The following is a 24,844-nucleotide window of genomic DNA, read 5'->3' on the forward strand; positions in this document are numbered from 1 at the left end:
TGCTCTAATATGGTAATTCGTCGCGCGGCTTCTCTTCAGGAGCGCGTGTGTAGCGTCCCTGCACGATATAGAAAGCTCGCACTAGAAGAACGGTGAGAATGGCTGCAAGGATAGCCTCAACGATGGCCTGTGGGATAATAGGAATGATGGCAATGGGCGGCATATAGCCACGCAACACCAACATGCCAAGCACCAGCACTGTATTAGTTAAGGCACCCACCAGACCCGCGACAGCTGCCGCAACATCGCGATTGAAGCGGACCAGCGCTGCGAACGAGGCCCAGGCAGTGAGGCCGATGAAGATGCGCGGTAAAATCGAGACCAATGGATCTTTAAAGAAAGGTACATTGGCCTGTAGAAAGCTCATAAGACCGAAGATAAGACCGGAGATAAGCCCAACAATAGGGCCGGCGATGACGCCACCAAGAATCGTTGGAATATGCTCAATAGTGGCGCTCCCAGCCATCGTGGGAATAGGGATAAAGCCGATACCGGGAATCGTGCCTAAAATAATGGTAATCGCGGCCAGCACGCCAGCGATGACGGTACGTTCTGTCGTAATCTTCCAGGGGCTTGTTGCGGTGTTGGAAGGTTCGGTAAATTTCTCCAAACTCGATGCTCCTTATGTGGGAACTGATGCTCTGGATACTATAACAAAGCAGGTAAAATATGCATGACGATACCTGACGTGTGAAATAGCGTCTCTACAGTGAACTACAGGATGGGTAATACTCCAAGTATACGTGGGCTACATTTTGTGTGTCAAGCAAAGATAGAGCAGTCGAAACTACGCTGGCTGTATGATATGTACACCATCCGCACCTCCAATGACGGCTTGCTTTGCCATCTGAAGGAACAAGCCCGTTTCTACCACGCCCACAATAGCATGCAGGTGAGCATTCAATGTGACCGGATCGGCGATCCCATCGGGGAAGGCGCAATCCAGGATCAGGTTTTGATTCTCTGTAATGAAGGTTTGTCCGGCGCGTTGTCTCGTAGTCACAACGGCCCCCAGAGCTTCCAGGCGTTTGCGTACAGGTGTTATCGCGAAAGGAACGACTTCGACCGGAACGGGAAAAAGCAGGCCGAGCCGCTGCACGAGCTTGGAAGTATCGGCAATCACGACAAAGCGACGTGCGGAGCTGGCGACGATCTTTTCCCGCAGCAAGGCACCTCCGGCACCTTTAATCAATTGCAGTTGAGGATCGATCTCATCGGCCCCGTCGATGTAGATGTCTAGTTCGGGATAGGTATCTAAATCGGCCACAGGAATGCCCATGCTGGTCGCCAGATCGTGGGACGCCTGAGATGAAGAAACAGCACCCGCAATGCGCAAACCCTGTTGAACACGGCGGCCAAGTGCGAGGATGAACTGGTTCGCTGTTGAGCCAGTACCCAGGCCGACGATCATATTATCCTCCACCAGTTTTGCCGCCGCTTCACCAACCTGTTGTTTCCAAATATCCTGTTGCGGGTCGTGCTGTGTCATTATTGTACTCCTGAAAAATAGTGGTCTGTGTATGTTTATTTTCTGTAGATGTTAAAGTATCTACGGGAGTATAGCATGTGGATGGAGGCAACATCAAATCGGCAGAGCTAACCGACAGTACTGTTGTGGCTGAGAACTTGCCATCTCCCATGGGTCGTGATACACTCTGCAAGTAATTAGCAGAGAAGCGATTGATGAGAAAACTGATCAGGGAAACGGATTAACAAAGTAGACAGACGACCTGGCACGCAGGTTTGTAGGCGGAGATGCCGGGAACGGGATGTGTCGTGGGGAGGTCTGGGCTGACAGGAAAAAGAGCCAGATCTGTTTCAGGTGGTAGTAACAATGTCTGATGTATCGCGCATATTTGTGGTTGAGGGAGATGAAGGTCTCAACCGCAACCTGGTGAACACGCTGCGTAAGGATGGGTACAGGGTACAGGGAGTGACGAGCGGAACGGACGCTGTGCGTACGCTCTGGACGGAAGAGTGCGATGTGGTCATCTGTGATGTCAAAACGCCCGGAGCCGATGGCTTTGAGGTGCTTCAGTGGTTACGCGCTTATCGTCCCAATGCACGCATGATCTTAATGGGCGGCCCTGCAACGGAAGCCGTTCGCACGCAGGCGTTAGAAAATGGAGCCTCCAGTTATTTAGAGAAGCCGCTCGATCTGCGGCTGCTCAAAGAGGAGTTGCGCCGTCTTCTCCAGAAGACCGGTTTTTCGGCCAGTCTGGACTCCTTTGATTTGCTCGACGTGATCCAGATCGTCAATATGAGCCGTAAGAATATCGCTCTGCTCATCAACACAGGGCTGGAGGAGCGCGGCGTTTTGCGCTTCCAGAACGGCGAGTTGATCTGGGCCGAATATGGTATGTTGCACGGAGAGGAAGCTTTTTTTGCGCTCGCGGCACATAAAAATGGCACTGTGTTACATCAGCCCTGGAATGGACAGGCTATTTCCAACGTCACCCAGCCGCTCTCTCGCCTGATCTTTCAAGCGCTGCAATATCGCACAAAATATGCTCATCTTCAGCAGTATAGCGGAGAAATGGCTCCTGTTTCCTCTTCTCCTTTGCTGGACGATGATGGCGATGAAGACCGACCATTTGTATTTGCCACTGAAGAAGAGACAACTTTGCCGCCTCCATCAGAGCAACCGTTGGCGGGTCAGCCTGTAGAGATACCTCCCACCGTGCAGCCTCTTCAACCTGCCGCGATGGGTCAGGCTGCTAATACTAAAGAGTGGTGGGAGCAAACTGGCAGTTTTCGTGCCAGCAGCTTACACAATGAGGAGATGAGTGATAGTGGCTTGAGGCCAGCGTTTAATGGCATGCCCGCCAGTGTTTTCCCGCTGGAAAGCCTGAATGCTGGCGAGAGCATCGCGGGGCCGCCAGCAGAGTTACCAGGCTGGTTGACAGATCAGCCAACATCTGGCATGGCTCCTATCCGTCCTATGACTCCCTCTTCAGCCAACATCGCTGCGGCTTCTATGATGCCCGCTACACCTGTGCTGGCGGAAACAGAGGATATACGGAGCATGTCTGGTTCCGGGGTCATGCCTGCGCTGCCTCCCATGCCACCATCTCCTGAGCGACAAACGCCGCCAATAAACGGCACCGGTTCGCGCAATGGTGTCTCGTCTGATACGGGCATTTTGCGTCCCTCCGCTCCTGATTGGCAGGAGAACAGCGGCCCGATACGTATGACCACTGGCCTGCAAAATGTTCCACCGGGTGTAGCTCAAAATGGGAGAACCGGGAGTCATCCATCGGTGATGGGGAGTGGGTCGTTGCAGGCTCCAACCACCACTGGCGGTTTGCAGCGCGTGACCAGATATCAGTATAACTACTCAGCGCTGGTCTCGGCCTTGCAGACGCTCGGTTATTCGGTGGCGGGATTTGTGGCTGCGGCAGTCGTCAATGTCGATGGGCAGCCTGTCGCGCAGGTGGCGATAGAAGATCTGGATATTGTGCGCGTATGCAGGCAATTTAGTGCTGTGCTAAAAAATGTCGATCAATCGCTGAAGCAGGAGCAGTGGGGCGTCTACGAACATATGATTATCACCAGTTCTGATCGGTATATCTTGATGCGTACGGTGGGTGGCGAGAAAAAAGCCTTTCAGGTGCTCATCACAACGCGCGATACGGACCCGATGAGAAGCCTGGAAATGATGGCAAATGTAGAGGGTGCGATTACAACGGCTTTACAGTAAAAAGAGCATGCCTTGAAAGTATGCTAAGGATCAAGCATGAGCGAAGTAGAGAAACAACCACGTACAGAAGAGGAAAAGAACAATAACACCTACTCTTTCATTGTTGGCATCTTTATTGCCCTGGCGATTATTGTTCTTTTCGCGATCTTCTTCCACTAAATTAGCATAAGATCTTCTAATTAGATGGATGACTAATTAGATCTTCCTCGAACAATGCTAAGAAGATTCTGAGGGCTTCTCCAGTAATTTCTTCAACTGCTCATCTCTCTCTAGCGCAGAGGGATGCGGTTCGTTTTGCCCGGCGTTGCCAGTCACGAGTTTATGAGCTGGCTCGCTGGAACGAGGCTGTGGTCGCAGCAGGGGCGAGGAGTGCGGATTCCCCGCTTCCAACAATGGAGGTTGCGCTGGGAGATTGTGCATGGCCTTTAAGTTGTTCAATTGTTGTTCGAGCATCTGCTCTTCGGATAGCTGCTCAAGCTGAGCATCGAGATCGTGTTGATGGAGAGCCGCCAGTGCGCGCGCGCGTGCTTCGGCATCCAGAATTGCATCTTGCGCCCTGGTCGCGTTGTCTCGCTGTTGCGATTTTCCCGTCTTATTCAGAGCCTCATAGACGCGCTGTTGAATCAGGGCGCTACGCTTGCGTGTTTCCAGCAGTTCAATCGTGGTCTCGATCTCTGCAATTTTGGCTTCGAGCTGGCGGAGAGCGCCACGCATCGTCGTAACAAGCTGCTCCTGCTCCTTCTGAAGCTGTTTGTAGCGCTGAGCCTGCTTATGTATATCATTATGACGCGTGAGTGCTGTTCGTGCAGCGTCGTCGTTGCCTTGCTGGACTGCCTGCTCTGCCTTCTTGAGCCACATTTCCGCCTCACTTGCTCGTTCCTGGCTACGTTTGAGCAGTTTGCGACTCTCAGCAATCGCCGTCGCAACCTGTGTTTTCACTTGCACAAGCTGGTTGCGCATATCAAGTTGGAGCTGTCGCAGAGCCTTTTCGGGATCATCTGCCTTCTCAACGACCGTGTTGAGATTTGCTCGTAGCAAGGTCAGCACGCGTTCCAACAAATTCATTCAGTCCATCTCCGTCATTTCGATCTATTCGATCTTTTAGTAAAATATGGCATCGCACAAATAAAGTGAAACACTCTCATAATAATAAGTAGCCTTCAAAATATATACGTTTAGCTTAGATCACCCGTTTTAAGGTTAAAATGGGTTCCGGCAGGGCTTATACGGCCCTGCCGGGAGCGATTACTGTCTCTCGTTGGTTGCATCAACAGTGCTGGACTTGCCGTTGGCCTTCGCGCCGTTGGCCTCTTCCTGGCCTCCCAGCGCGGGAATGCGATTCATCAGGTCGCCCAGGCGGGTGCCGCTCAACAGTTCAAAGAGGGCTGGCACCTGAGCCGCCATATTGACGATATCGCCAGTGAGACGGCTGGCTCCCACGCCACCATTGTTGGTGCCATCGTTGTTGCCACCAACGGAAACGATGGTCACTTTGTCTACCTTGCTCAATGGCTCGGCAAGGGCACGGACAACCTCGGGCATGCCGGTGAGCAGCTTATCAAGCACAGCAGCCTGGTTGTATTCGTGGTACGCTGCGGCTTTGACTTTCATTGCTTCGGCTTCGGCCTCACCTTTGGCGCGGATAACCTCAGCTTCGGCAAGACCTTTGGCGCGGATAACCTCAGCTTCGGCAAGACCTCTGGCGCGGTTGGCGTCCGCATCACCAAGACCGCGTGCTTTGGCTGCGTCGGCCTGACCTTGCGCTTCCAGAATGAGACGCTGGCGCTCGGCTTCAGCAACTGTTTCAACGCGGCGTCGCTCGGCCTCTGCTGCCTTCTGCACGGTGGCCTGGAGTTCCAGTTCACGGCGCTGAATTTCGGCCTGCTGCACCTTAATCATCGCCTGCTTCTCGACTTCTGTTACCCTGACCGACTCGGTAACGACCTGCTGCTGAACGATATTGGCCTGCACATCGTATGCTTTGTCGGCTGCCGCCTGCTGGCGCTTGACCTCAGCATCAAACGTTGCCTTTTTCAAGGACAGATTACGCTGTGACTCTGCCTGCAATGCCAGCGATTCGGTCTCCGCTTTCACACGCTCCTGATCGGCTTCGGCGCGTGCGACGGCCGCCTCACGAGAGGCATTGGCCTGCTGGATCTGGGTATCGCGTTGAGCGAGCGCTCCGGCGATATCGGCTTCTTTACGGATACGCGCGATTTGCGGGCGGCCCATGTTCATGATGTAGTCGTTCTCGTCACGCACGTCTTTGATGGTGAAAGAGATGACTTCCAGGCCCATCTTTTCCATGTCGGGGCTGACGGTGCGGAGCATTTTTCCGCCCACGCTTTCGGGATCTTTCACCAGATCCTCAACTGTCAACTGACCAACGATGCCGCGCAGATGGCCTTCCATAACCAGACGGATCAGGTTCTCGCGATCCTCTTGCGTTTTGCTCAAGAACTGCTCAGCAGCGGTCATAACGCTCTGGTTATCTGAGCGAACCTTGATCTGGGTGACGGCCTCCACATTTACCTGGACACCCTGAGTTGTGTAGAGAGCCTGATGGGGGGCCACGTCAAACGACATCAGCTCAAGAGAGAACTCCTGGGCGCGCTCGAAAAGAGGGATAACCAGGCGAGCGCCATTTGTAATGACGTGTGCGCCGCTGGCACCGTAGACGATCAACGCCTGGTTCGGGCCAACTTTGCGCAACAGGCTGGAGATGATGCGTAGAATGACGAATACGACGATAACGAGGGCAACAACCCCTGTCACTAGTAGTAATAGCGGGTCCATTGCTTGTTACTCCTTTGTACACTTAAATTTGCACTCTTAGATTTTGCCGTGTGTTCAATATAAAAAGTAGATGAAAGTGTTATGTTTATGAACATTGGTCAATTGATAAGAGAACCAGGAGAGGCCATAATAACCTGTTATGGCTGCTTTGGCTGATCTTTGCGCAAGACATATTCTTCGTCATCCCTTTCTGCGCCCTCGATCAATGCTCGTAGCGCTTCCAGATCATCCGTTGCTGTCTGGCCAACAGGTTCTCCCTCTTCTTCCTGATTGATAAAATGATCCCAGGTATCTACTTCCGCCACACCCTTCTGGAAATTGACGACGACCACCTCCTGACCACGCTCGATGCGTTGCCCGTTGATGCTGCGCGCTGGAATGCTCTTGCGCAGGCCCCCAGGAGATTCGTACAGGATTTCGCCCGGATCGTTTTCCTGGATCGTCATAATGACTTTGCCGACCAGTCCAGTGCGATCTGATACATCCAGCACAGTATGAGCCTGGCTGCCGCCAACGAGACGATTAATGAGCGTTACCAGCAGGCCAGCGATAATACAACCGCTCACAATGGAGAGGAGCAGGGTCAATGGTAGGCCCAGGCCGACTCCGATGTGAAAGACATAGCCAAAAAAACCAAAACCGAGCAGGAAAAAGACGACGCTGGAAGGGTTCACGATGCTGAGAATGGAAAGCTGGTGTCCGGCTGCTCCATTGCCTCCCTTTTCTCCTGTGGAGGATTGCCCACTATGTTCGACATGTCCACCATGCCCATGTTCGATGTGCCCATGATCGAAGTGTCCCGCATGATGGATATCTCCACCAACATGAACGTGATGCAAGGCGCTGTGTCCAACATCGTGTGCTACTCCGTGCCCGTGACCGATGCTTCCCAACAGCACTGTTCCAACCAGGAAAAGCAATCCAAAGAGGAAACAGCCAATGAACACCAGGGAAAGCGGATCAGTTGCGATTGCCATAGCTTTGCTCCTTTGGACCGGAATAGAGAGCAGCCGGTACGCTCCACCGTTCAATCTGCTCTATAAGACTGATGATACTGACAAGAGTGCCAGCCACACCCAACACGCAGGCGATTGAAAGGTAAAGGGGAGCGGCAGAGATACCAATCAAAGCGAAGATCGGAGAAGGACCATCTGAGAAAAGACTGGCTATGCCGACAACGATAGAGCCACACAATAAGGCAATGGGAGTCAGTACAGGATGCTGTCGTAACAACTGACTACGGATCGGAAAGATATGTCGCTGCCGGTCAGATCGCTCCGAATGGCTTTGCATCATATGTCGTTACCTTTACCTTCCTGGTATTCTTAGCGTACAATGCTGAGATAATCTGCGCTTTGCACTGGTGCTGGCACGCAGTTTTGTCAATACTGGTCCGTCAATATAGACGCAAAATGCTTCTCAAAATACAAATCTAATCGGTAACTGGTCCCAGATCTAATTCTTCTCCATGTGCCGTGACCGCTTCAACGATTGCCTCCAGTTCGTCTACTGGCAACTCGGCTAGCTTGCGAAAGAGTGAAAGATAACGATGTGCTTCTGACGAGTCGGCCAACCGTTGTAAAAGTTCCTGTATATCCGGTTCGGAGCGCCATTCGGCAGCGCTGGCGGTGAGCCAGGTGGTCAGGCGGTCCTCGTCGCTCGTCATATCAGTAAGTAGATCGGTGCTATAGTCGGGTGGGTCGCTGACCAGATAGCCCGGATGGACCTTGAAAAAACGGGCCAGCAGGTCGCGGCTGGACGCGGTAAGATGCAGACGTTTGCCACTCTCCAGTTGAGAGAGATATGCCTGACTGATCCTTTCGTCCAGTTCTTCATTCATGGCCTTTACAACTTCCATTTGCGTCATTGGCCGATTTAAACCTCTTAGCTCTCCCTCCACCTCACGTAAATGTTTGAGTTTCTCCGCAAGATTCATCTTCAACCTCGAATAGCTATTTGCTATATAGAGTATAGCTGTTAGTTATTCCCCTGTCAAGAGTATTGATTGGCAATTTAGATACTGCCAGATATCTGCCATTCTTTATTATTCACCGATTGATTTCCTATGACAGTGATCTTGATCACAGAGGGACATTTCAAATCAGGGATGATTTAGAGATGATCGATACTGTTGTAAGGACGTACAGGTTTTCTTTTTTCGACCGTGCCACATTGGAATAGCCAATAGAGGCTATTGTCATATGATGAATTTCTGAAACCTCCCGCAATTCGTAATCGAGCGATTTATCGCGGGAGGTTTCAGAAATTCATGATGGCGAGGAGATTGGAGGAGTGTGAATTGGGCCAGATAAAAAAATAGGAGGCTTGCTGCTGCATATACAAGCCTCTATTATGCGGCGCAAAGCCTGTGACGCACTCTGCATCTCGCATGTCTATCAGTATAACGGCAAAGTATCAAAAAATATTCAGAATTCTGTAAAATTCTCTACAAATTTTTTTACGTTTATCCCGCTGCTGGCTGTTGTGATACGGCAAGGGGACATCTCCCACGCGATAAATCGCTCCACTACGAATTGGGAGATGTCCCCTGTTTGAACTATTTGGGGAGCAGGCGTAACGTTCCTTCTGTATTGGCCTCGATCATCTCGCGGGTAAAGAGCATGGGATGATGTTGCACCTCGCGCCACATTGCGATGAAGTCGTCGTAGTGTTTGCTGGCAACGTGTCCCGATTGGCCTGGAGCATGGCCGGAACGCGAGGCAGTCAGGTCTGCCAGATCGACAATCTGGCGATACGATGGGACAGTAATTACGACCTCTGGCCGATTGGGGAGGCTTGCCCCCATGTTGACAGTATCGATATCACCGCCGACCATATGGGGGCCACGATTGAAAACGGCGTCAAGTGGTTTGACTGCTCCCAGCGGATGATTGTAGGTCATATGATGTATCGCGCCATATTGCCAGCGCAGGATGTTCTCACCACGCCTGTCCTGTAGCTCCTCAATGGTGGCTTGCAGGGCGCTGGAAAGGGCTTCTTTCCAGGTTTTAGGACCGTTGAGGATGAGCGAGTTGGCAAACCAGGAATCGTCCTGCTCTTTCAACAGTCGGATCAGCCAGGGCTTGCTGCGGCTGGCATAGCCATTTTGTGTGGCAAGCAGCGTAGAGCCGACACCGAGATAGCCGTGCAGCAAATTTTCCTCGTCTCCCAGTAAGGGGTCGAGGACGATGCGCTCCAGCTTGCGCAGGAACGTGGTGTAGAGTGCAGCAGCGATACTGTCGGGTGACAGCACATAATCCCAGGTGGTGAGGATTTCCTGAGCCGCTCGTTCGGTAGGAGTGGTTGCCTCCAACTCCAATATGTAAGGAACGATCTCCAGAGCAGGCAGCGCATACTGGTCGGCCTGGATTTTTGCCATATCATCGACCGTCAGCTTCTCTTTGCTGTTGAGCAGGTCGCGGATACGTTGTGCGCGGTAGCCGTTGAGCCATTCGTTGCTGATATAGTAGGGGTAATTGTCGTCCACCACGCGGTTATTCGCGGTGACGATAAAGTGCTGCTCCGGGTTAAAGCTTTGTGGCAACTCCTCAAAAGGAATGAGTCCGGTCCATTCATGTTCGCCAGTCCAGCCGGGAGACGGAAGGAGTGTCTGACCCTGTGTGCGCGTGGGGATGGCACCGGCCATGACGTAGCCGATGTTGCCATCGCGATCAGCATAGACAAAATTTTGTGGTGGCACATCCCAGTCGTGCAGCGCCGTGAGAAACTCTTGCCAGTTTGTGGCGCGGTTCAGCTTTTGGGTTGCTGAGATGATGCGACATTGTTCCAGGCCGGTCCAGCGCAGAGCCAGCGGTAGCTCCAATGATTGCTCCTGGCTGTTGAGCGCGGGCATGTGGGTGAGAATCGGGCCATGCCGTGTGATGCGCACCTCTTCGACGACAGCTTCATTCTGCCCTTTTACCCGTATCTCCTCTTTAACGATTTGCGCCTCTTCCCATTGGCCCTGATATTCGTACTGGTGCGGATTGTTGGGATTGAACTTCTCAACATAGAGGTCTTCCACGTCTGAGACAGCATTGGTGACGCCCCAGGTGATATAGTGGTTATGCCCGATGACGACGCATGGCGCACCGGGGAAGCTAGCTCCCACGACATCAATATCGCCAGCGACCAGGTGACACTCGTACCAGATGGAGGGGACGGCCTGGCCAAGATGCGGATCATTGCAGAGGATTGGCGCGCCAGTCTCGGTTTTTGTGCCATCCACCACCCAGTTATTGCTGCCACCCAGCGAACTGAAGCCGCTTAACTCCTGGATCTGCGCGTATTGTTCGAGCAGTCCACTATTGATACCGCCATATTCGACACCTGGGGGAATGATCAGCGGGTGCGACGGATCGTAGCCTGCTTCCAGTCGTGCCGCTCGTTCCGGGCCGAGCTTGGCAACGAGGCGTGCGCGAATGATCTCTGTTTCCCAGTTGCCCGATAGGTTCCAGCCCATCATCTTGGCCCATTGAATGCTATCGGCCGGTTGCCAGGGTTCCGGTTTGTAGGCTAACAAAGTGAACTCTACGGAAAGCTTGTTCGCGTTCTGCTCGATAAAGGTATTGACGCCGCTGCTATAGGCATTGAGCATCCGCAGGTTGTGTTCTGAGAGGCGAGGCAGTTCTGCGGCGGCGGAACGATGCAGACCCAGGCGGCGACAGAAGCGGTCAGTTTCAAGCGCGATTGGTCCGAACAGTTCTGAGAGGCGGCCGGCACCGAGGCGGCGGTTGAAATCCATTTGCCAGAGGCGGTCCTGAGCATGGAGATAGCCCTGTGCGAAAAAGAGGTCGTCTTCGTTCTGAGCGTAGATGTGAGGGACGCCGTAGCTATCGGTGATGATTTCGACCGGTTCATGCAGTCCTCGGATATGGAGCGTACCATTTTTTTGAGAAACTGGACGGCGCGTCAATAGAGAGTAGCTGCCTGCTGCGAAGCCAGCAAGATTTGCTGCGGACAGCAGCGTCTTTTGCCACCAGGATGCCATGAATCCCTCCTCTTTAAAAGAGAACAGTATCGAAAAAGTATGAGAAAGCGCCTTGCAGCGCATGAGAGAGCGCTGCAAGATACTTTATTTTACACCAATTCGGTTCCCTTTGGCGTATCGCGCACCTCAAAGCCCATCGCTTTCAACTGTTCGCGGAGTTGATCGGAGAGCTTCCAGTTGCGTGCGGTGCGTGCCTCGTCGCGCTGACGCACGAGTGAGAGAGCCTCCTCGCTCAGGGTGCGTGGCTTCTTTGCTTCAACCTGATCGAGGCGTAGGCCGAGGACGCGATCAAAATCGAGGACCAGGCGGCGGCGCTCCGCTGGCTCAATTTTGCTGGTACGAGCGGCCTCACGCGTGATGCTGAGCGCGGTCGGCATATCTAGATCGTCGTTAATGGCCTCGTGGAAGGCGTTGTGCAGGCGTGCAGCTTCCTCAGACCACTCGGCAGGAGCCTCTGAGGGTGGTGTCACCGGCAGCTCAGCGAGATCGTCGCGCAGGTTCTTCAGTCCGTTCTGTGCGGCACCAATGGATTCATCGGTGAAATTGAGTTTGGAACGGTAATGGGCGGTCAGCAACAGGTAGCGGTAGGCCATCGGATCGATTCCTTCGGCTTTCAGAGTGTCAACCAGCAGGACGTTGCCTTTGGAGCGCGACATCTTGATGCTGTCGTCCTCACTATCGGTCTCGCCGTTGGCTTTCATCTTACGATTGCCGATAACCAGAAATTCGCCATGCAGCCAGTAGCGCACGGGCGATTTGCCGCTGGCCCCCTCGCTTTGGGCGATTTCATCCTCATGATGAGGGAAGACCAGATCCAGGCCGCCAGTGTGGATATCAAATTGCTCGCCGAGGTATTTGGTCGCCATTGCCGAGCATTCGATATGCCAGCCCGGAAAGCCCTCGCCCCAGGGACTCGGCCAGTTCATCTGTCTGGCTTTATCGCCATACTTCCAGAGCGCGAAATCTTCGGGGGCGTCTTTATCTTCGGCCACCTCCATCTGAGTGCGTCCATGACCACCAGAGCGCAAATTCTCAACCGTGTTGCCTGAGAGAACGCCATACTGAGGAAAGCGGCTGACATCGTAGTAGACGTTGCCATCACTGACGTAGGCCAGTCCGCGCTCGATCAATTTAGCCGTCATCTCTTGCATCTCGGTGATATGCTCGGTCGCTTTGGGCGCGAGATGTGGCGGCAGGATGTTCAGTTCGGCGGCGTCGCGTTCGTACTGAGCCGTGTAGTAGGCGGCGATATCGTAGGCTGAGCGTCCGGTGCGGCGTGCCTCGTGTTCGATCTTATCTTCGCCGCTCTCCTCGGTATCGTTTTGTAGATGTCCCACATCGGTAATGTTGCGAACCAGGAAGACATCGTAGCCGTTGTATTCCAGGGTGCGCCGCAGCCAGTCAGTCATTATAAACGTGCGAAAATTGCCGATATGAATATCTTTGTAGACGGTCGGGCCGCACGAATAGATGCCCACGCGGGACGGATTGAACGGCTCGAATAGCTCTTTATTTCTAGTGAGTGTATTGTACAGGTAAATGGGTTTTGTCGAAACCTTAGCCATCAGCTTTTTTCCTCCATAACTGGTATTATTGCGAGTGCCAGCATGTGTGTCAAGAGGGCAGCAATGAGCCTCTTCTTATAGCATGCATCGTGGTAGAAATGGGATAGCTCAGACAGGGGCATGCGCAATAGCTGGGAAGTCCGATGATTTGGAGGGCATGCTTTTACGTACACAGAGGGCTGAGCTACAGGCTGCCGCTGTGTACGTAGAGACAGGTACAATACTGAGGTTGCAAGTAATGGTTCACCATTTACTCCAGATTTTAGTGGTAGTTTTCCTGATTATTATATCATATGTGGCTGATAGATGACATAGTGTTTTTTATCGCTAATTTTTTACGTTTGATAGAGCATTAAGATGTGTGTTATGTAATCCCCACGTAGCGACAATCCCTTGCGGTTGTCGCGGCTCACACCTGTATTGTGATTATCCGCCGCGACAACCGCAAGGGATTGTCGCTACGTGGGAGAAGCGCTCCCATTGTGGTGCAACCGATATTTTTGCTTTCTTTACCGATTGCACCTATTAATTCATAATAGATCAGACGGCGGCTGCTTCTGTGTCGGCGGCTCGTACGGCGAAGTAGACCGATTGCTGATGGTGGACAACTATGGCGGCGGTTGATTGCTCTGGCACGAGTTGATAGCCTTCCGTTAGATCGACGCCGATCATACTGCTTGCAGGGAGCAACTGGAAGACTTTTTCATGGTCTGCCAGCTCAGGAATAGCGGCGTAGCCCCAACTGTAACGCCGGCCCCTCGGCTCCGCAATGCCAAGATCGCGACGGACAAGACGATTGGTATATTCGGCCAGCGACTCGGCCATTTCAACGGAGAGGCCATGCACAAAGTACGACTCTGAGTAGTTGCCCTCCTGTTGTAAGCGATGGATCACATCGCCGGGTGCGCTGCCCATCGTCACGACCTGTAAGGCGACAACATCCATCTTGCCACTCTGCACTGAGGCGAAGTAGTCGGCCAGACAGAGTCGCTCGCGTTCGCGCTGGCGTGGGAAGCGGAAGCGCGTCACCTCGCGCATCGTTCCGGCCTGCTGCCATTGCTGATAATCGTAGACGATGAGTTCGTTGCCGCTGGATTGGCAGGGGAAGTAGCCGTAGACGACGCGCGGCTGGAGATAGCGCTGCTGGCGTGCCTCGCGCAACATCCGCTCCATGCGTGGTCGGAACTCTTCGGCAATCAGGCGATCAAATTCGGCTCCGTGCGCCTTGACGCCCCAGTGTAAGCGGTACAAAGTGTTCAGGTCCATGCAGGCTGCGACATCCTCAATGCCGATGCGATCTAGCACGCGCGGACCCCAGAAGGGCGGTTGAGGGATAAACTCCGCCTGTTTGATGCTGGCAGAAGGCGCCTCCATATCGACATCTGCTGAAGCTGTATCTTCGACTTGACGCTTCGCTTTGCGCATGCGCTCGTTCAGGGCATCCTGCTTGATTTTTTCAACAAACGAGGCGCGCTCCTGACCATTGCTGGTGAGCTTATCGACGATATCGAGACCCTCAAAGGCATCGCGGGCATAGAAGACGCCGGAATCGTAGAATTGAGGCGTGGCCTCGGCTGTCTGCTCATCAACAAAGAGGATGCGGCGACCGAACGAGCGATTGATGGCCGCACCACCGATGATGACTGGGAAGCTCAGGCCGCGCTTGTGCAGCTCTTTGACGCAAAGCGGCATCTGCTTGGAGGTACTTACCAGCAGAGCAGAGAGGCCGATGGCATCAGCTTTCACTTCAATTGCTTTGTCCAGAATAGTATTGAGCGGAACCTGCTTGCCGAGATCGTAGACGGTGTAGCCGTTGTTACTCAGAATAGTGTTGACCAGATTTTTGCCGATGTCATGCACATCGCCAAAGACCGTTGCCAGCACCACTTTGCCCTTTGTGTAGCCCTCTTTTTTCTCCAGGTAGTTCTCCAGATGAGCGACGGCGCGTTTCATCACTTCAGCCGATTGCAACACGAACGGCAGGATCAGCTCGCCAGCGCCGAAGCGGTCGCCCACGTCTTTCATTGCAGGCAGCAGCACTGTATTGAGGACATCGACAGCGGCATCGTTGCGCACGACGCCGGGAACAGCGACGCGCTCCTCAATGACCTGATCGATTAACATCTCGATCCCCTCTTTGCGGCGATGAAGGATTTGCCAGTGAATACGCTCGGCTGGCTCCATCCCTTCGGTCGGATCGACTTTGGCGTTGCTGTCGTCTTTTTGTGGACCATGCTCCTCAAAGTAGGCGATGTAGCGTGGCAGCGCGTCGGGTCGGTTGAAGATCAGATCTTCGGCCAGTTGGCGCGGCTCAGCCTCGATTTCGGCGTAGGGTGTGATATGTGTTGGGTTGACAATCGCCATATCAAGCCCGGCCTTGACCGCGTGGAACAGGAAGACGCTGTTGAGGACGGCACGCGCATGCATCTTGAGGCCGAACGAGAGGTTGCTAACGCCAAGCAATGTCATGACGCCGGGAAGCTCTTGCTTGATGCGTTTAATTGCTTCCAGCGTCTCAATTGCCGCGTTCTGTTCTTCTTCCTGTCCGGTCGTGATTGGCAAGGTCAGTGGATCAAAGATCAGCGCGTTGGGTGGCAGGCCGTATTCGTTGACGCAGAGATCGTAGATGGCGTGAGCGATCTCGACTTTGCGCTCGATGGTGCGGGCCATGCCGCGCTCGTCGATGGTCAGGGCGACGACGGCTGCTCCATGTTCCAGCGCGAGGGGTAGTACATCGTCGATGCGTTTGCGACCAGATTCCATATTGACGGAGTTCAGGATGCAGCGTCCGGGCGCGATCTCCAGAGCTGCTTTCATCACGCCTGCCTCTGTGGAGTCGATCACCAGTGGTGCCTCGATGCCCATTGAAAGCTTCTTGGTCAGGAGTGATATCTGTTGTGCTTCGTCGGTGCGCTCGGTCATCGCGACCTGGACATCGAGAACGTGAGCGCCGCCTTCCACCTGTTCGCGGGCAATGACGAGCAGTGCGTCGTAGTCGTCGGCCAGCAGCGCTTTCTTGGCCTTGCGGCTCCCAGTGGAGTTGACGCGTTCGCCGATGAGCAGCGGTGCCGGATCTTGTTGCATCGCGACGGAGCGAATACCGCTGGACGCGAGAGGAGGGGTGATGAGCCTGAAATCTTTCTGCTCTATATTGTTGTCGGCAATGGGTCGCGGCAGACGGGGAGCATGGCGGCAGGCATTGACTATGGCGCGTAAGTGTTCGTGACTGCTGCCACAGCAGCCGCCGATAATGTTGACGCCGAATTCAGTGATGAAGTCACGCAAGGCTGCGGCCATCGGCTCCGGTTCCATCGGGTAAACGGCCTGACCGTTTACGTTGAGGGGAATACCAGCATTTGGGATGGTCGAGATTGGCAGTGGGCAGTTTTCCGCCAGAAAGCGTACCGGCTCGCGCATGTGTTCCGGGCCGGTTGAGCAGTTGAGGCCGATGATATCGACGCGCAAACCTGCTAGCGTTGTCATCACCGCAGCAATATCGGTGCCGAGCAGCATGCGACCGCTGGTATCGAGCGAGACCTGAGCCTGAATGGGTACGGTGCGTCCAACCTGTTGCATGGCGCGACGGAGGCCGGTGATAGCAGCGCGCACCTCTAAGATATCCTGGCTAGTTTCAATTAAGAGTACATCGACGCCGCCTTCAAGCAAGAAGCCCGCCTGTTCACAAAAGATATCGACGAGTTGCTGATAAGTGATATTGCTCAGTAGGGGATCGTCGGATGAGGGCAGCATACCGGTCGGGCCAATGGAACCGGCGACGAAGCGAGGATGGTCGGGCGTGCTGAAGCGGTCGGCGACGCTGCGTGCCAGTTGTGCAGCAGCGAGGTTAATCTCGCGGGTGAGATGTCCCAGACCGTACTCATCGAGTTTGAGGCGGCTAGCGGTGAACGAGTCGGTTTCCAGCACATCGCAGCCAACTTCCATGAAACCTGTGTGGATCTCTTCGATGATCGAGGGTTTGGTGAGTACGAGATATTCGTTGCAGCCCTCGGTTGCCTGTCCGCCGTAATCTTCGGCGGTTGGTTGATAACGTTGTATGTTTGTGCCCATAGCCCCATCGTAGATCAGTACACGATGGGCCAGAGCTTCCAAAAATCGACTCATGAACCCTCCAGAGCGGTGTTTTTTCGATGTGCCAGATGCGAATCCTGTCAGGCATTGTGCATCCAGATTGAAAAGTCAAAACGTATGATTATGCCATCAATATGAGGATGTGTCCCGAAACAGCATAGGCTTGTGGATCAAGCAATAGCATTCGGTACGGCTATGTCCGGATAACAGGCCGTAGATTGTGGGGGAGGAATCGGTTCGTTATCCTCAATCATACCTTGTATATGCATCTCAATGGCCTCGCGCATAGCCTGTTTGACTTCCTCTAACGTGTCTCCTACCGCTACACATCCTGGCAAATCTGGAGCAGAAGCGCCGTAATGCTCAGCACATTTTTCAAAGATAACAAGAAAATGATGCACGTTATTTCCTTCCTGATAGCGAGGCATATAGAAAGATGCTTGCTAAGGTCGCAGCAGGAACCTCTTTGCCTGGATGCTCAGCATGAGAAGTTCTCTGAAAAGATATCTACGGTTGAAACTATTATATCATTTGGCTTTGTTTGAGTACACGCTCGTTTGACCCTGGGCAGAGGGCTGAGCCTGGAAAGCAAAAAAATGATGCGTTGCAACTGGTCAAGCCTATCCATTATCTGTTATGCTGAATATAGCGATATGTATAAAATTGTATCAATATAGCTCATTTATTGCGTGATTGATGGGGTAAGCTGATTGTGGCTGTCTGGCTACACCTTTTTGGGTATAGAGAAGGAGAATAGAGGAGCAGAGGCGTTTTTTATCTGGTCGAGATATGTTGCGTGCTGTATATGCTGGAACGTTCGTAATGCATTTTTTCGTGTTATACTCATACTATGATCGGCGGGTAAGACTCCAGCTATTGGGAAGGAGTTACAGCGATGGCAACTCGTTTTACGCTTGGTATTGAGGAGGAATTTCAGCTAGTCGATGCACAAACGGGACAGCTTTGTTCGTATGTCCCCAGTGTATTGCAGAAAGGTGTTCCCCACTTTGGAGAGAAAATTAAGCCGGAGATGTTACAGCCAACCATTGAGTTTATCTCTGATGTCATGCCAGATATTACCGCCGCTCGTACCGAATTGTGCAATGCGCGCACTCTGCTCTCCCGGCTGGCGCAAGAAGAGGGACTGGCGCTGGTGAGTGCGGGAACCAGCCCCGGTGCTTTATGGTGGGACCAGCCAAGAACGGACCATCCCCGCTATCAGGAGTTGGAAGAAGAATATCAGGATGTTGGACGCTCGGTCTTGATTTTTGGATTGCATGTTCACGTGGGATTGGATGATAAAGAACAACTGATTCAGGTCTTCAATCAGGTGCGTACATGGTTGCCCCATTTGCTGGCACTCTCCTCAAATTCTCCTTTCTGGTATAAGCGTATGACCGGCCTCAAATCATATCGCAGTGTCGTCTGGAAGCGTTTCCCGCGCAGTGGTATGCCTGAAATTCTGCCATCATGGGCGGCTTTTGAACGTTATGTACAGGATCTCGTGGCGCTGGGCAGTATTGATAATGGCAAAAAGATCTGGTGGGATGTGCGCCCACATGCGTTCTTTCAGACGATAGAGTTTCGCATCTTTGATATGCCGGGAACGATCGATGATACGCTGGGCATCGCTGCGTTATGTCAGGCGTTAGTGGCGAAGCTGGTGCAGCTCAATACACAGGGCAAGGGCAAGCCGGCTTTTTCTCGCGATTATATTGAAGAAAATAAATGGAGGGCGATGCGCTACGGATTGGATGCGGAGGTGCTGGACTTCGAGGGCCATCGCCGCTTGAGCATGCGTGATGCATTGCGGGAGTTGCTCGATCTGGTGGATGATGTCGTTGATGAGTTGGGCAGCAGGCGCGACATAAATTATATTCGCAGGCTGCTTGATGATCCGTGTGGAACCGGAGCGGATCGGCAAATTGCGCGGTATCGCGAGAGCGGGGGTGATATGCAGCAGGTGCAACGCCTGTTGATAGAACAGACTATGCGCGGCGTTGCACCTGATAACGCAAGCAAAGCAGAAATATTGCATAGCCCCTTGCCATTCACAGGATAATGGTTTCTAGCGTCGTGCAGAAGTGCTCGATTTCTTCTTCTGTATTGAAATAGTGTACTGAGGCGCGCACAAGGGTGGTGAGTCCGCGTGCCTCCAGATCAAGCCGCGTGGAGCTACGTTCTGTGACTGATACATTGATGGCATGTTCGGCGAGTTGGCGTTTGATCTCAGCAGGATCTTGCCCTTCGACGGAGAAGGTGACAATGCCGCATTGTATCACGCCACGATCATGGACGATGACGCCTGGGAGCGGACTAAGCCGGGTGCGGAGAGTATAGGCGAGGTTTTTGATGCGCCGCCAGGTGGTATCCAATCCCTGTTGTAGAGCATAGTCAACGGCAACGCCAAGACCGATTTTACCAGCATAATTGGTTTCCCAGTTTTCAAAGCGGCGGGCATCGGGACGAACGATGTAGCGATCTCGCGCTACCCACTCGGCAGCGCGAAGGTCCAGAAACGGCGGATCGAGTTGTTCAAGCAGCGATTGACGGACGTAGAGGAAGCCAGTGCCGCGTGGAGCTCGTAAATACTTGCGTCCAGTGGCCGAAAGCATATCGCAGCCAATCTTCTCGACATCGATAGGCATCTGCCCAACAGATTGGCAGGCATCGAGCAAATATGGAATGTTCGCCTCACGTGCGGCTTTGCCGACTTCAGCAGCGGGATTGACCAGCCCTCCTCCGGTTGGAATATGTGTGATGGCGATCAACTTGACGCGCTCGTCGATGGCCTGACGAAGCTGCTCTATGGAGATCTGTCCATATTGATCGTTAGGGATGACTTCGACGACCGTTCCGGTCTTTTGGGCGACCTGTAGAAACGCGATATAGTTGCTGGCATATTCAGCCATCGAGGTCAGGATGCGATCGCCGGGAGAGAAGGGGATAGAATAGAAGGCCATATCCCAGGCGCGCGTAGCATTTTCTATGATTGCGACTTCTTCACGTGAGCAGCCAATCAGTGTCGCGATGGCATCATAGGTGTGTTCTAGCTGATCGCGCATCTGTTCGGCCACCTCATAGCCCCCTATTTGCGCCTCCAACTGTAAATATCCAATAGTGGCATCGAGCACTGGTTGGGGCATCAATGAAGCTCCGGCGTTATTGAAGTGGAGGATGCTGTGGCAACCAGGTGTATCCTGACGGACGCTCTGAATATCGAATGGCATAGCTGGGTATCCTTGTTTTTCTCCATTGTATCACTGCTTACACAGTGCCCTCATTTTTATCCAGTCTTTATACTGAATGGGAACGCCATATTGGTAAAAACATGCAAAGTTTCTCTAAAGATAAAGGAAGGTAAATGTTGTTATTGTTTGTTGTGTTTGCATCAGCTTGCGTCGTGGTAGTGAGCGCTCGATGGAGTGCTCTTTGTTCGGCATGTCAGAGACTGCTTGCCCGACGACGATCAGGCACGATTTCTCGCGTGCTGTTGATAGACGCGATATTCGTTAGCTTGCTCCTGGTGAATAGCTCTTGCGGAGCTGCGGCAGGTAGATCAGAGGAGGGGGCTACGATGAGCGGGACGACATCCAGAATATTTATGTATCCATCGACGCCAGTAAATATGGTGACGACTAATGCAATGGACTTGCTCGAAGGAAATGCTCTGGGAGCTTCGATTGCTCATACTCCACCAACCATCGATTTTGGGCGATTTGACATAGATCCCCAGCGTTACGGAACTGACTATGGAGCCTGGGGCAACGTGGTGCGCGGACCTGACGGCAAGTATTACTTTGGCTTTGGCGATCACTCCACTGCACAGGGGGACAGGATGGCTCTCTGCTCTGCTCCTATGATCCCGCGACCAGGACGCATAAAATTTTGCTGTTTTCCAAAGATCTGTTTGGTCCTGGAGGAGAGGGGAAATGGCATGGACGGCCAGATATAGATCCTCGCAATGGCGATATATACTTGATCGGGTTCTATCAGGGCCATATTGTCTCCTATAACATCTATAGCAGGCGTGCCAGAGACCTCGGCGTGCCCGTTCCTGGTTCGGGTTGGGCTGAGCATACCTGGGATTGGCAGCGGAACAGATTATACGGCGTGGGAGATGGGAAAGGGAGCGTTCTGATCTATGATACGAAAGACAAAAAGGTGATCCATCAGGGCCGGCCCATCGATGCAAAAACCGGAGTACCATTTTACTGGAACGACCGCGCCCGATTACTGGATCGAGAGACAGGCAATCTCTATGGAACGGATGCCAGCGATCATCTGACGAAATATGACGCGGCCACAAACACATTTACGATCATGCGATCCAGGCTGCCATCACGCTTGAGAGCCTGGACGAATCAAAAAGAGATAGACGGCTCGTTCTGGATTTTCGATGATCAAGGCGATATCTATAAGTTCTATCCAGACCAGGATCGTCTGGAGTATAAGGGAAAGAACTGGGGAGCGAGCGGTTGGTACACGGCATTCCTCGAAAGAAGCAGCGATGGTCGCTTCCTGTATTATAGCCTCTCTAATCCCACCTCCAATGAGGGGCAACCAATTCTGCAATATGATACCCGGACAAATCAAAAAAAGGTAATTGCGTTCCTGGCAAACTATTATGCGCGTATCTACCACTATCAGCCGATAAAAATATATGGTGGCGCATTAAGCCAGGATAATAGTTCGTTTTTTGTTGTCAGCGACGGGAATATGGTCAATGGTCCACGTATTCCTGCACTGTTTAACATTCACATTCCCGTTTCAGAAAGAGGTGCTAATTGATGCAATTTGCTAAGAGGTGTTCCCCGTATCGCAGGTTTATAGGAATTTATCTGCTGCTGCTGTTACCTGGAGTAGCAGCTTGTGGAGGTGGTGAGCACCAGCCCCTGTCTCACGTGGAGCAGACAACATCCCCAACAACTCCAGCGGCGATAAACCCATTGATAGCCCAGAGCGTTATTGTGGATATGCTCAACAATATCAAAGAGAATGGGTATAATTCAGATTCGTCGATCAATGCCGGGAAGGGAGGGCTGTGGATCAACTGGCGGTATGGAACCCGGCCATTGGTGACAAATCTCGATGGTTCAGGGGTGCCTGATAGTCAAAGTGATGGGTCTCTACGGCACGACCCGTTGACTGATCTACGTTATGTACATGCGCTGTGGCTCTATAAAAAGTTCCATTCGGGCGATACACAGTTTGATAGTGAGCTTGCACGCTACAGTGCGATTGTGAAATACGAGTTTGCCTCGCCAGCTGATGAGCGGGGCTGGCTCTATGACATGTTTATTGATTTGTATCGGCTCTCCAAAGATACGTTTTATCGCGATGCAGCCAGAGAACTGGCGCAGTACTTTTTTAAGAAGCTGTATCATCCGGAGGCGGGGGCAATCTACAAAGTCGGCTCTGACCATCCCAATGGCTACTCCCGGGTAGATCTCTCGTTAGAGGCTGGCTGTGCGCTGATTCAGGCCGGCACTCTATTCAATCAACCCAATTGGATACGTGCCGGTCGCCAGGTGGTCAATACGCTCTATCAGACCTCGTACCTTGAGCAATACCATGTGTTTTTAACGCAGATAGACAATGTTACGTTGCCAGGAGGGAAGCTGAATCCTGACCCGCTCATTTATCGTGCCAAGTATGGCTCTACCAACATTCAGGGCGGCTCTGTTAGACTGGGAGCCGTCGCTCAGGAGATCCTCTCGCTGCTCCATGTCTATGTCGTCACACATGATCAAACGTTTCTGGGTCGTGCAACGGCTATGCTGGACCCGCTGACCGCCAACCAGAATTCTCAGAATTCTCTAAATTTATGGGATAAGGAGAACGGAGGATACTTTGCGGCTGTCACCTTTCCTGGCCCTGACGCGCAGAATCCGGGGATACCCGGTGTCAACAAACACTATAAAGAGAGTGGGCGGCAGGTGCAGATGTTGGAAGCGTTTCGTGTTGCCAACAGCCTCACGCATAATCGTTATGTAGCAATGCAGGATACGCTCTTGCAGGTCACGCTCAAGAGAATCTATTACGCGCCGGGACATGGGGTTCTCTATCAGGCAACCGCAGACTGGCAACCAGTTCCGCTCAAGCAGGGAGGGCAGCAGGATTGGGTGACTACTGAGGCAATGGGCATCGCGCTCGAAAGCCTGTTTTCGCTTAACGATCCACTTCCCTGGTAATGCAGGATTTTAGACAAAAAAATTGGGGTGAGGCGTCAAACGATGCCTCACCCCAATTTTGTGCTTAGTGCAAACCTGATAGCTCTTCGCGAGCTGTGTTGTTGGAATATTCGGGATCGAGTTCCACTGCTTTCAAGAGCAACTTGCGAGCATTTGCGGTTTTTCCTTGCTGAAGTTGACTCAGGGCAATATAGGTATAGGCCGAAGATTGCAGATCCATATTGTGAGTCAGTTGGAGAACCGTCGTCATCTGAGTTGCGCTTTTATTGAAGTCGTTTAGATCATAATAGACGCGACCAGCAAGATATTGCGCGTAGACATTGGATGGGTCGATCTGGATCATCGCCTGGGTCCAGGGGAGGACGGCTGCATCGAGATCTAATCTCAATAACCTGGGGTCGTTGCGGATCCGAGCCGTCTCTGCCAACCTCATGAGCGCCGTATTGATCGCATCCGCTTCCCAGGGGGGGAGTGTTGGTTGAAGATTTCTTATAGCACTAATTTCTCGATAGGCTCCAGGATAATTGCCTTGCTCCAGGTAGACGGAGATAAGATAGATACGACTATTCGTCGTCAGATTGGTGGGGTGTAAGAAATATTCAGACTGCCCACGCTGAATATGATAGTAGGGTGCCTGTTCAAAAGCAGGATTCAATGTCTGTGCGTGGTTCAGCCATATGGTTGCAGTCGTGTAGTCGCCAATGGCAAGTTCATGTCGGGCTTGATAATCGCAGAGCATCGCCCCCGCAGGACGGCTAAGGAGCAAGACACCCGCCAGCACGCCTAGCAAGGAGAGATTAAAACGAAGGCGAGAGCGTGTGATCGGCGCGATGGAACGCGCGGAGCTGGCAGAAGAGGAGAAGAGCTGGCAACAGAGCAGCAGCCACGCGCTCACACAGGGAACAATCAGGCCAGGAGCGAGCTGATTGAGCAGTAATACAGCGCGCTCGACAAACGTTGAACCATCGATCTCAAAAGGGCGGACCTGGACGAGTTGAGAGGGAATTCTGTAATCATAAAGGTTGATTACTGAAAGCATCTGTATTTCTTGCCGGGTCAGCGAACTCATGCTCTGGATATCGACGCACATATATTGGAAAAGAAAAAGCGCCAGAGGGAGAAGGCAGCAGAGGCAAGCAAGATAAGTGCCAGGCTTGCCCCCTACTTCCCGCTCAGGAGTCGTTCTCGCCTGATTTGCCCGTCGCCAATGCTTCGAGGCAACGGCAAAAGCGGGCAGGGCGCAAACAATACAGAGTAGCCCATAGTTGAAGAGCCGGTAACGCAGTTGCCAGCCGATATCGACGGATAGCTGCCAGCCCGTGAATGTATCTCCCAGTGGATAATCGAGCCAGGGTAGGAAACCTGCGCATAGCATGAGTATCCCCGCGAGGGCAGGGACAAGGATATGGGCAGGCCGCGTCAATAGCCGTTGAAGGGAGTGCGCTTGTTTAACCACAAACATAGAAATCCTTTCTGACAAGCTCAAGCTGTCAGCCGAACGTTGCTATGA

General features: G+C 52.7%; 19 protein-coding genes. 6 read left to right on the plus strand and 13 right to left on the minus strand.

The features are described from left to right. Window positions 1–4 precede the first annotated feature (4 nt). The gene (locus tag K3T83_RS28515; RefSeq protein ID WP_220206312.1) at window positions 5–610 is read right to left on the minus strand and encodes an ECF transporter S component; all 606 of its coding nucleotides are present in this window, start codon (window positions 608–610) and stop codon (window positions 5–7) included. Window positions 611–787: 177 nt separating this feature from the next. Then, the gene (gene rpiA / locus K3T83_RS28520) at window positions 788–1,489 is read right to left on the minus strand and encodes a ribose-5-phosphate isomerase RpiA (protein ID WP_220206313.1); all 702 of its coding nucleotides are present in this window, start codon (window positions 1,487–1,489) and stop codon (window positions 788–790) included. A 345-nt stretch (window positions 1,490–1,834) separates the two neighbouring features. Here rpiA and K3T83_RS28525 point away from each other — a divergent pair, with 345 nt between their 5' ends. Together K3T83_RS28525 and K3T83_RS57325 are read left to right on the plus strand one after the other, a co-directional pair. Continuing rightward, on the plus strand, window positions 1,835–3,700 hold the full coding sequence (locus K3T83_RS28525; protein WP_220206314.1) for a response regulator: 1,866 nt from the start codon (window positions 1,835–1,837) through the stop codon (window positions 3,698–3,700). 36 nt (window positions 3,701–3,736) lie between these two features. Then, the gene (locus tag K3T83_RS57325) at window positions 3,737–3,859 is read left to right on the plus strand and encodes a hypothetical protein (RefSeq protein ID WP_268963481.1); all 123 of its coding nucleotides are present in this window, start codon (window positions 3,737–3,739) and stop codon (window positions 3,857–3,859) included. A gap of 57 nt (window positions 3,860–3,916) precedes the next feature. Here the strand turns inward: K3T83_RS57325 and K3T83_RS28530 are convergent, their stop codons facing one another. The 9 genes from K3T83_RS28530 to K3T83_RS28570 all read right to left on the minus strand — a co-directional run bounded on the left by K3T83_RS28530 (window position 3,917) and on the right by K3T83_RS28570 (window position 17,541). Further along, entirely contained in the window at window positions 3,917–4,765 is an 849-nt protein-coding gene (locus K3T83_RS28530; RefSeq protein WP_220206315.1) for a PspA/IM30 family protein, read from the minus strand. A 180-nt stretch (window positions 4,766–4,945) separates the two neighbouring features. Continuing rightward, window positions 4,946–6,496 (minus strand): flotillin family protein, encoded by a 1,551-nt coding sequence (locus tag K3T83_RS28535; RefSeq protein ID WP_220206316.1) that lies wholly within the window; start codon window positions 6,494–6,496, stop codon window positions 4,946–4,948. A gap of 137 nt (window positions 6,497–6,633) precedes the next feature. Next, complete coding sequence (locus tag K3T83_RS28540) at window positions 6,634–7,473, minus strand: NfeD C-terminal domain-containing protein (RefSeq protein ID WP_220206317.1); 840 nt, start codon at window positions 7,471–7,473, stop codon at window positions 6,634–6,636. Continuing rightward, on the minus strand, window positions 7,457–7,792 hold the full coding sequence (locus tag K3T83_RS28545; RefSeq protein ID WP_220206318.1) for a hypothetical protein: 336 nt from the start codon (window positions 7,790–7,792) through the stop codon (window positions 7,457–7,459). The genes K3T83_RS28540 and K3T83_RS28545 overlap by 17 nt, the downstream gene beginning before the upstream one ends. 136 nt (window positions 7,793–7,928) lie before the next feature. Beyond that, window positions 7,929–8,363 carry a helix-turn-helix domain-containing protein gene (locus K3T83_RS28550; RefSeq protein WP_220206319.1) on the minus strand — a complete coding sequence of 145 codons (435 nt, stop codon included), beginning with the start codon at window positions 8,361–8,363 and terminating at the stop codon, window positions 7,929–7,931. 690 nt (window positions 8,364–9,053) lie between these two features. Next, window positions 9,054–11,486 carry a penicillin acylase family protein gene (locus tag K3T83_RS28555; protein WP_220206320.1) on the minus strand — a complete coding sequence of 811 codons (2,433 nt, stop codon included), beginning with the start codon at window positions 11,484–11,486 and terminating at the stop codon, window positions 9,054–9,056. Between the two features lie 89 nt (window positions 11,487–11,575). Continuing rightward, window positions 11,576–13,051: a cysteine--tRNA ligase gene (cysS, locus tag K3T83_RS28560; protein ID WP_220206321.1), complete on the minus strand. Its 1,476-nt coding sequence runs from the start codon at window positions 13,049–13,051 to the stop codon at window positions 11,576–11,578. Window positions 13,052–13,591: 540 nt separating this feature from the next. Further along, window positions 13,592–17,173: a methionine synthase gene (gene metH, locus K3T83_RS28565; RefSeq protein ID WP_220206322.1), complete on the minus strand. Its 3,582-nt coding sequence runs from the start codon at window positions 17,171–17,173 to the stop codon at window positions 13,592–13,594. 137 nt (window positions 17,174–17,310) lie between these two features. Then, window positions 17,311–17,541, minus strand: a complete 231-nt coding sequence (locus K3T83_RS28570; RefSeq protein WP_220206323.1) for a type II toxin-antitoxin system HicB family antitoxin — start codon at window positions 17,539–17,541, stop codon at window positions 17,311–17,313. Window positions 17,542–18,035: 494 nt separating this feature from the next. Between K3T83_RS28570 and K3T83_RS28575 the strand changes: the two genes are divergently transcribed. Beyond that, the gene (locus K3T83_RS28575) at window positions 18,036–19,202 is read left to right on the plus strand and encodes a carboxylate-amine ligase (RefSeq protein WP_220206324.1); all 1,167 of its coding nucleotides are present in this window, start codon (window positions 18,036–18,038) and stop codon (window positions 19,200–19,202) included. On the opposite strand, the gene K3T83_RS28580 is transcribed toward K3T83_RS28575, so the two are convergent. Next, complete coding sequence (locus tag K3T83_RS28580; RefSeq protein WP_220206325.1) at window positions 19,192–20,370, minus strand: aminotransferase class V-fold PLP-dependent enzyme; 1,179 nt, start codon at window positions 20,368–20,370, stop codon at window positions 19,192–19,194. The genes K3T83_RS28575 and K3T83_RS28580 overlap by 11 nt on opposite strands. A 347-nt stretch (window positions 20,371–20,717) precedes the next feature. On the opposite strand from K3T83_RS28580, the gene K3T83_RS28585 reads away from it, so the two are divergent. The 3 genes from K3T83_RS28585 to K3T83_RS28595 are packed head-to-tail and all read left to right on the plus strand — an operon-like array spanning window position 20,718 to window position 23,334. Further along, window positions 20,718–21,095 carry a hypothetical protein gene (locus K3T83_RS28585; protein WP_220206326.1) on the plus strand — a complete coding sequence of 126 codons (378 nt, stop codon included), beginning with the start codon at window positions 20,718–20,720 and terminating at the stop codon, window positions 21,093–21,095. Next, window positions 21,029–21,931 carry a hypothetical protein gene (locus K3T83_RS28590; RefSeq protein ID WP_220206327.1) on the plus strand — a complete coding sequence of 301 codons (903 nt, stop codon included), beginning with the start codon at window positions 21,029–21,031 and terminating at the stop codon, window positions 21,929–21,931. Before K3T83_RS28585 ends, K3T83_RS28590 begins: the two co-directional genes overlap by 67 nt. Next, window positions 21,931–23,334 carry a hypothetical protein gene (locus K3T83_RS28595; protein WP_220206328.1) on the plus strand — a complete coding sequence of 468 codons (1,404 nt, stop codon included), beginning with the start codon at window positions 21,931–21,933 and terminating at the stop codon, window positions 23,332–23,334. Before K3T83_RS28590 ends, K3T83_RS28595 begins: the two co-directional genes overlap by 1 nt. A 64-nt stretch (window positions 23,335–23,398) precedes the next feature. Here K3T83_RS28595 and K3T83_RS28600 read toward each other — a convergent pair whose 3' ends face one another. Then, entirely contained in the window at window positions 23,399–24,790 is a 1,392-nt protein-coding gene (locus K3T83_RS28600) for a tetratricopeptide repeat protein (RefSeq protein ID WP_220206329.1), read from the minus strand. Between the last annotated feature and the right edge of the window lie 54 nt (window positions 24,791–24,844).

This window comes from Reticulibacter mediterranei (genome assembly GCF_016587455.1).

What these genes read in the sequence shown, in the direction of transcription:
- rpiA (WP_220206313.1), bottom strand. Translation starts at nt 1,489, where the DNA reads ATGACACAGCACGACCCGCAACAGGATATTTGGAAACAACAGGTTGGT.
- K3T83_RS28595 (WP_220206328.1), top strand. Translation starts at nt 21,931, where the DNA reads ATGCAATTTGCTAAGAGGTGTTCCCCGTATCGCAGGTTTATAGGAATT.
- K3T83_RS57325 (WP_268963481.1), top strand. Translation starts at nt 3,737, where the DNA reads ATGAGCGAAGTAGAGAAACAACCACGTACAGAAGAGGAAAAGAACAAT.
- K3T83_RS28535 (WP_220206316.1), bottom strand. Translation starts at nt 6,496, where the DNA reads ATGGACCCGCTATTACTACTAGTGACAGGGGTTGTTGCCCTCGTTATC.
- K3T83_RS28545 (WP_220206318.1), bottom strand. Translation starts at nt 7,792, where the DNA reads ATGATGCAAAGCCATTCGGAGCGATCTGACCGGCAGCGACATATCTTT.
- K3T83_RS28585 (WP_220206326.1), top strand. Translation starts at nt 20,718, where the DNA reads ATGAGCGGGACGACATCCAGAATATTTATGTATCCATCGACGCCAGTA.
- K3T83_RS28555 (WP_220206320.1), bottom strand. Translation starts at nt 11,486, where the DNA reads ATGGCATCCTGGTGGCAAAAGACGCTGCTGTCCGCAGCAAATCTTGCT.
- K3T83_RS28525 (WP_220206314.1), top strand. Translation starts at nt 1,835, where the DNA reads ATGTCTGATGTATCGCGCATATTTGTGGTTGAGGGAGATGAAGGTCTC.
- K3T83_RS28540 (WP_220206317.1), bottom strand. Translation starts at nt 7,473, where the DNA reads ATGGCAATCGCAACTGATCCGCTTTCCCTGGTGTTCATTGGCTGTTTC.
- K3T83_RS28580 (WP_220206325.1), bottom strand. Translation starts at nt 20,370, where the DNA reads ATGCCATTCGATATTCAGAGCGTCCGTCAGGATACACCTGGTTGCCAC.
- cysS (WP_220206321.1), bottom strand. Translation starts at nt 13,051, where the DNA reads ATGGCTAAGGTTTCGACAAAACCCATTTACCTGTACAATACACTCACT.
- K3T83_RS28530 (WP_220206315.1), bottom strand. Translation starts at nt 4,765, where the DNA reads ATGAATTTGTTGGAACGCGTGCTGACCTTGCTACGAGCAAATCTCAAC.
- metH (WP_220206322.1), bottom strand. Translation starts at nt 17,173, where the DNA reads ATGAGTCGATTTTTGGAAGCTCTGGCCCATCGTGTACTGATCTACGAT.
- K3T83_RS28575 (WP_220206324.1), top strand. Translation starts at nt 18,036, where the DNA reads ATGGCAACTCGTTTTACGCTTGGTATTGAGGAGGAATTTCAGCTAGTC.
- K3T83_RS28550 (WP_220206319.1), bottom strand. Translation starts at nt 8,363, where the DNA reads ATGACGCAAATGGAAGTTGTAAAGGCCATGAATGAAGAACTGGACGAA.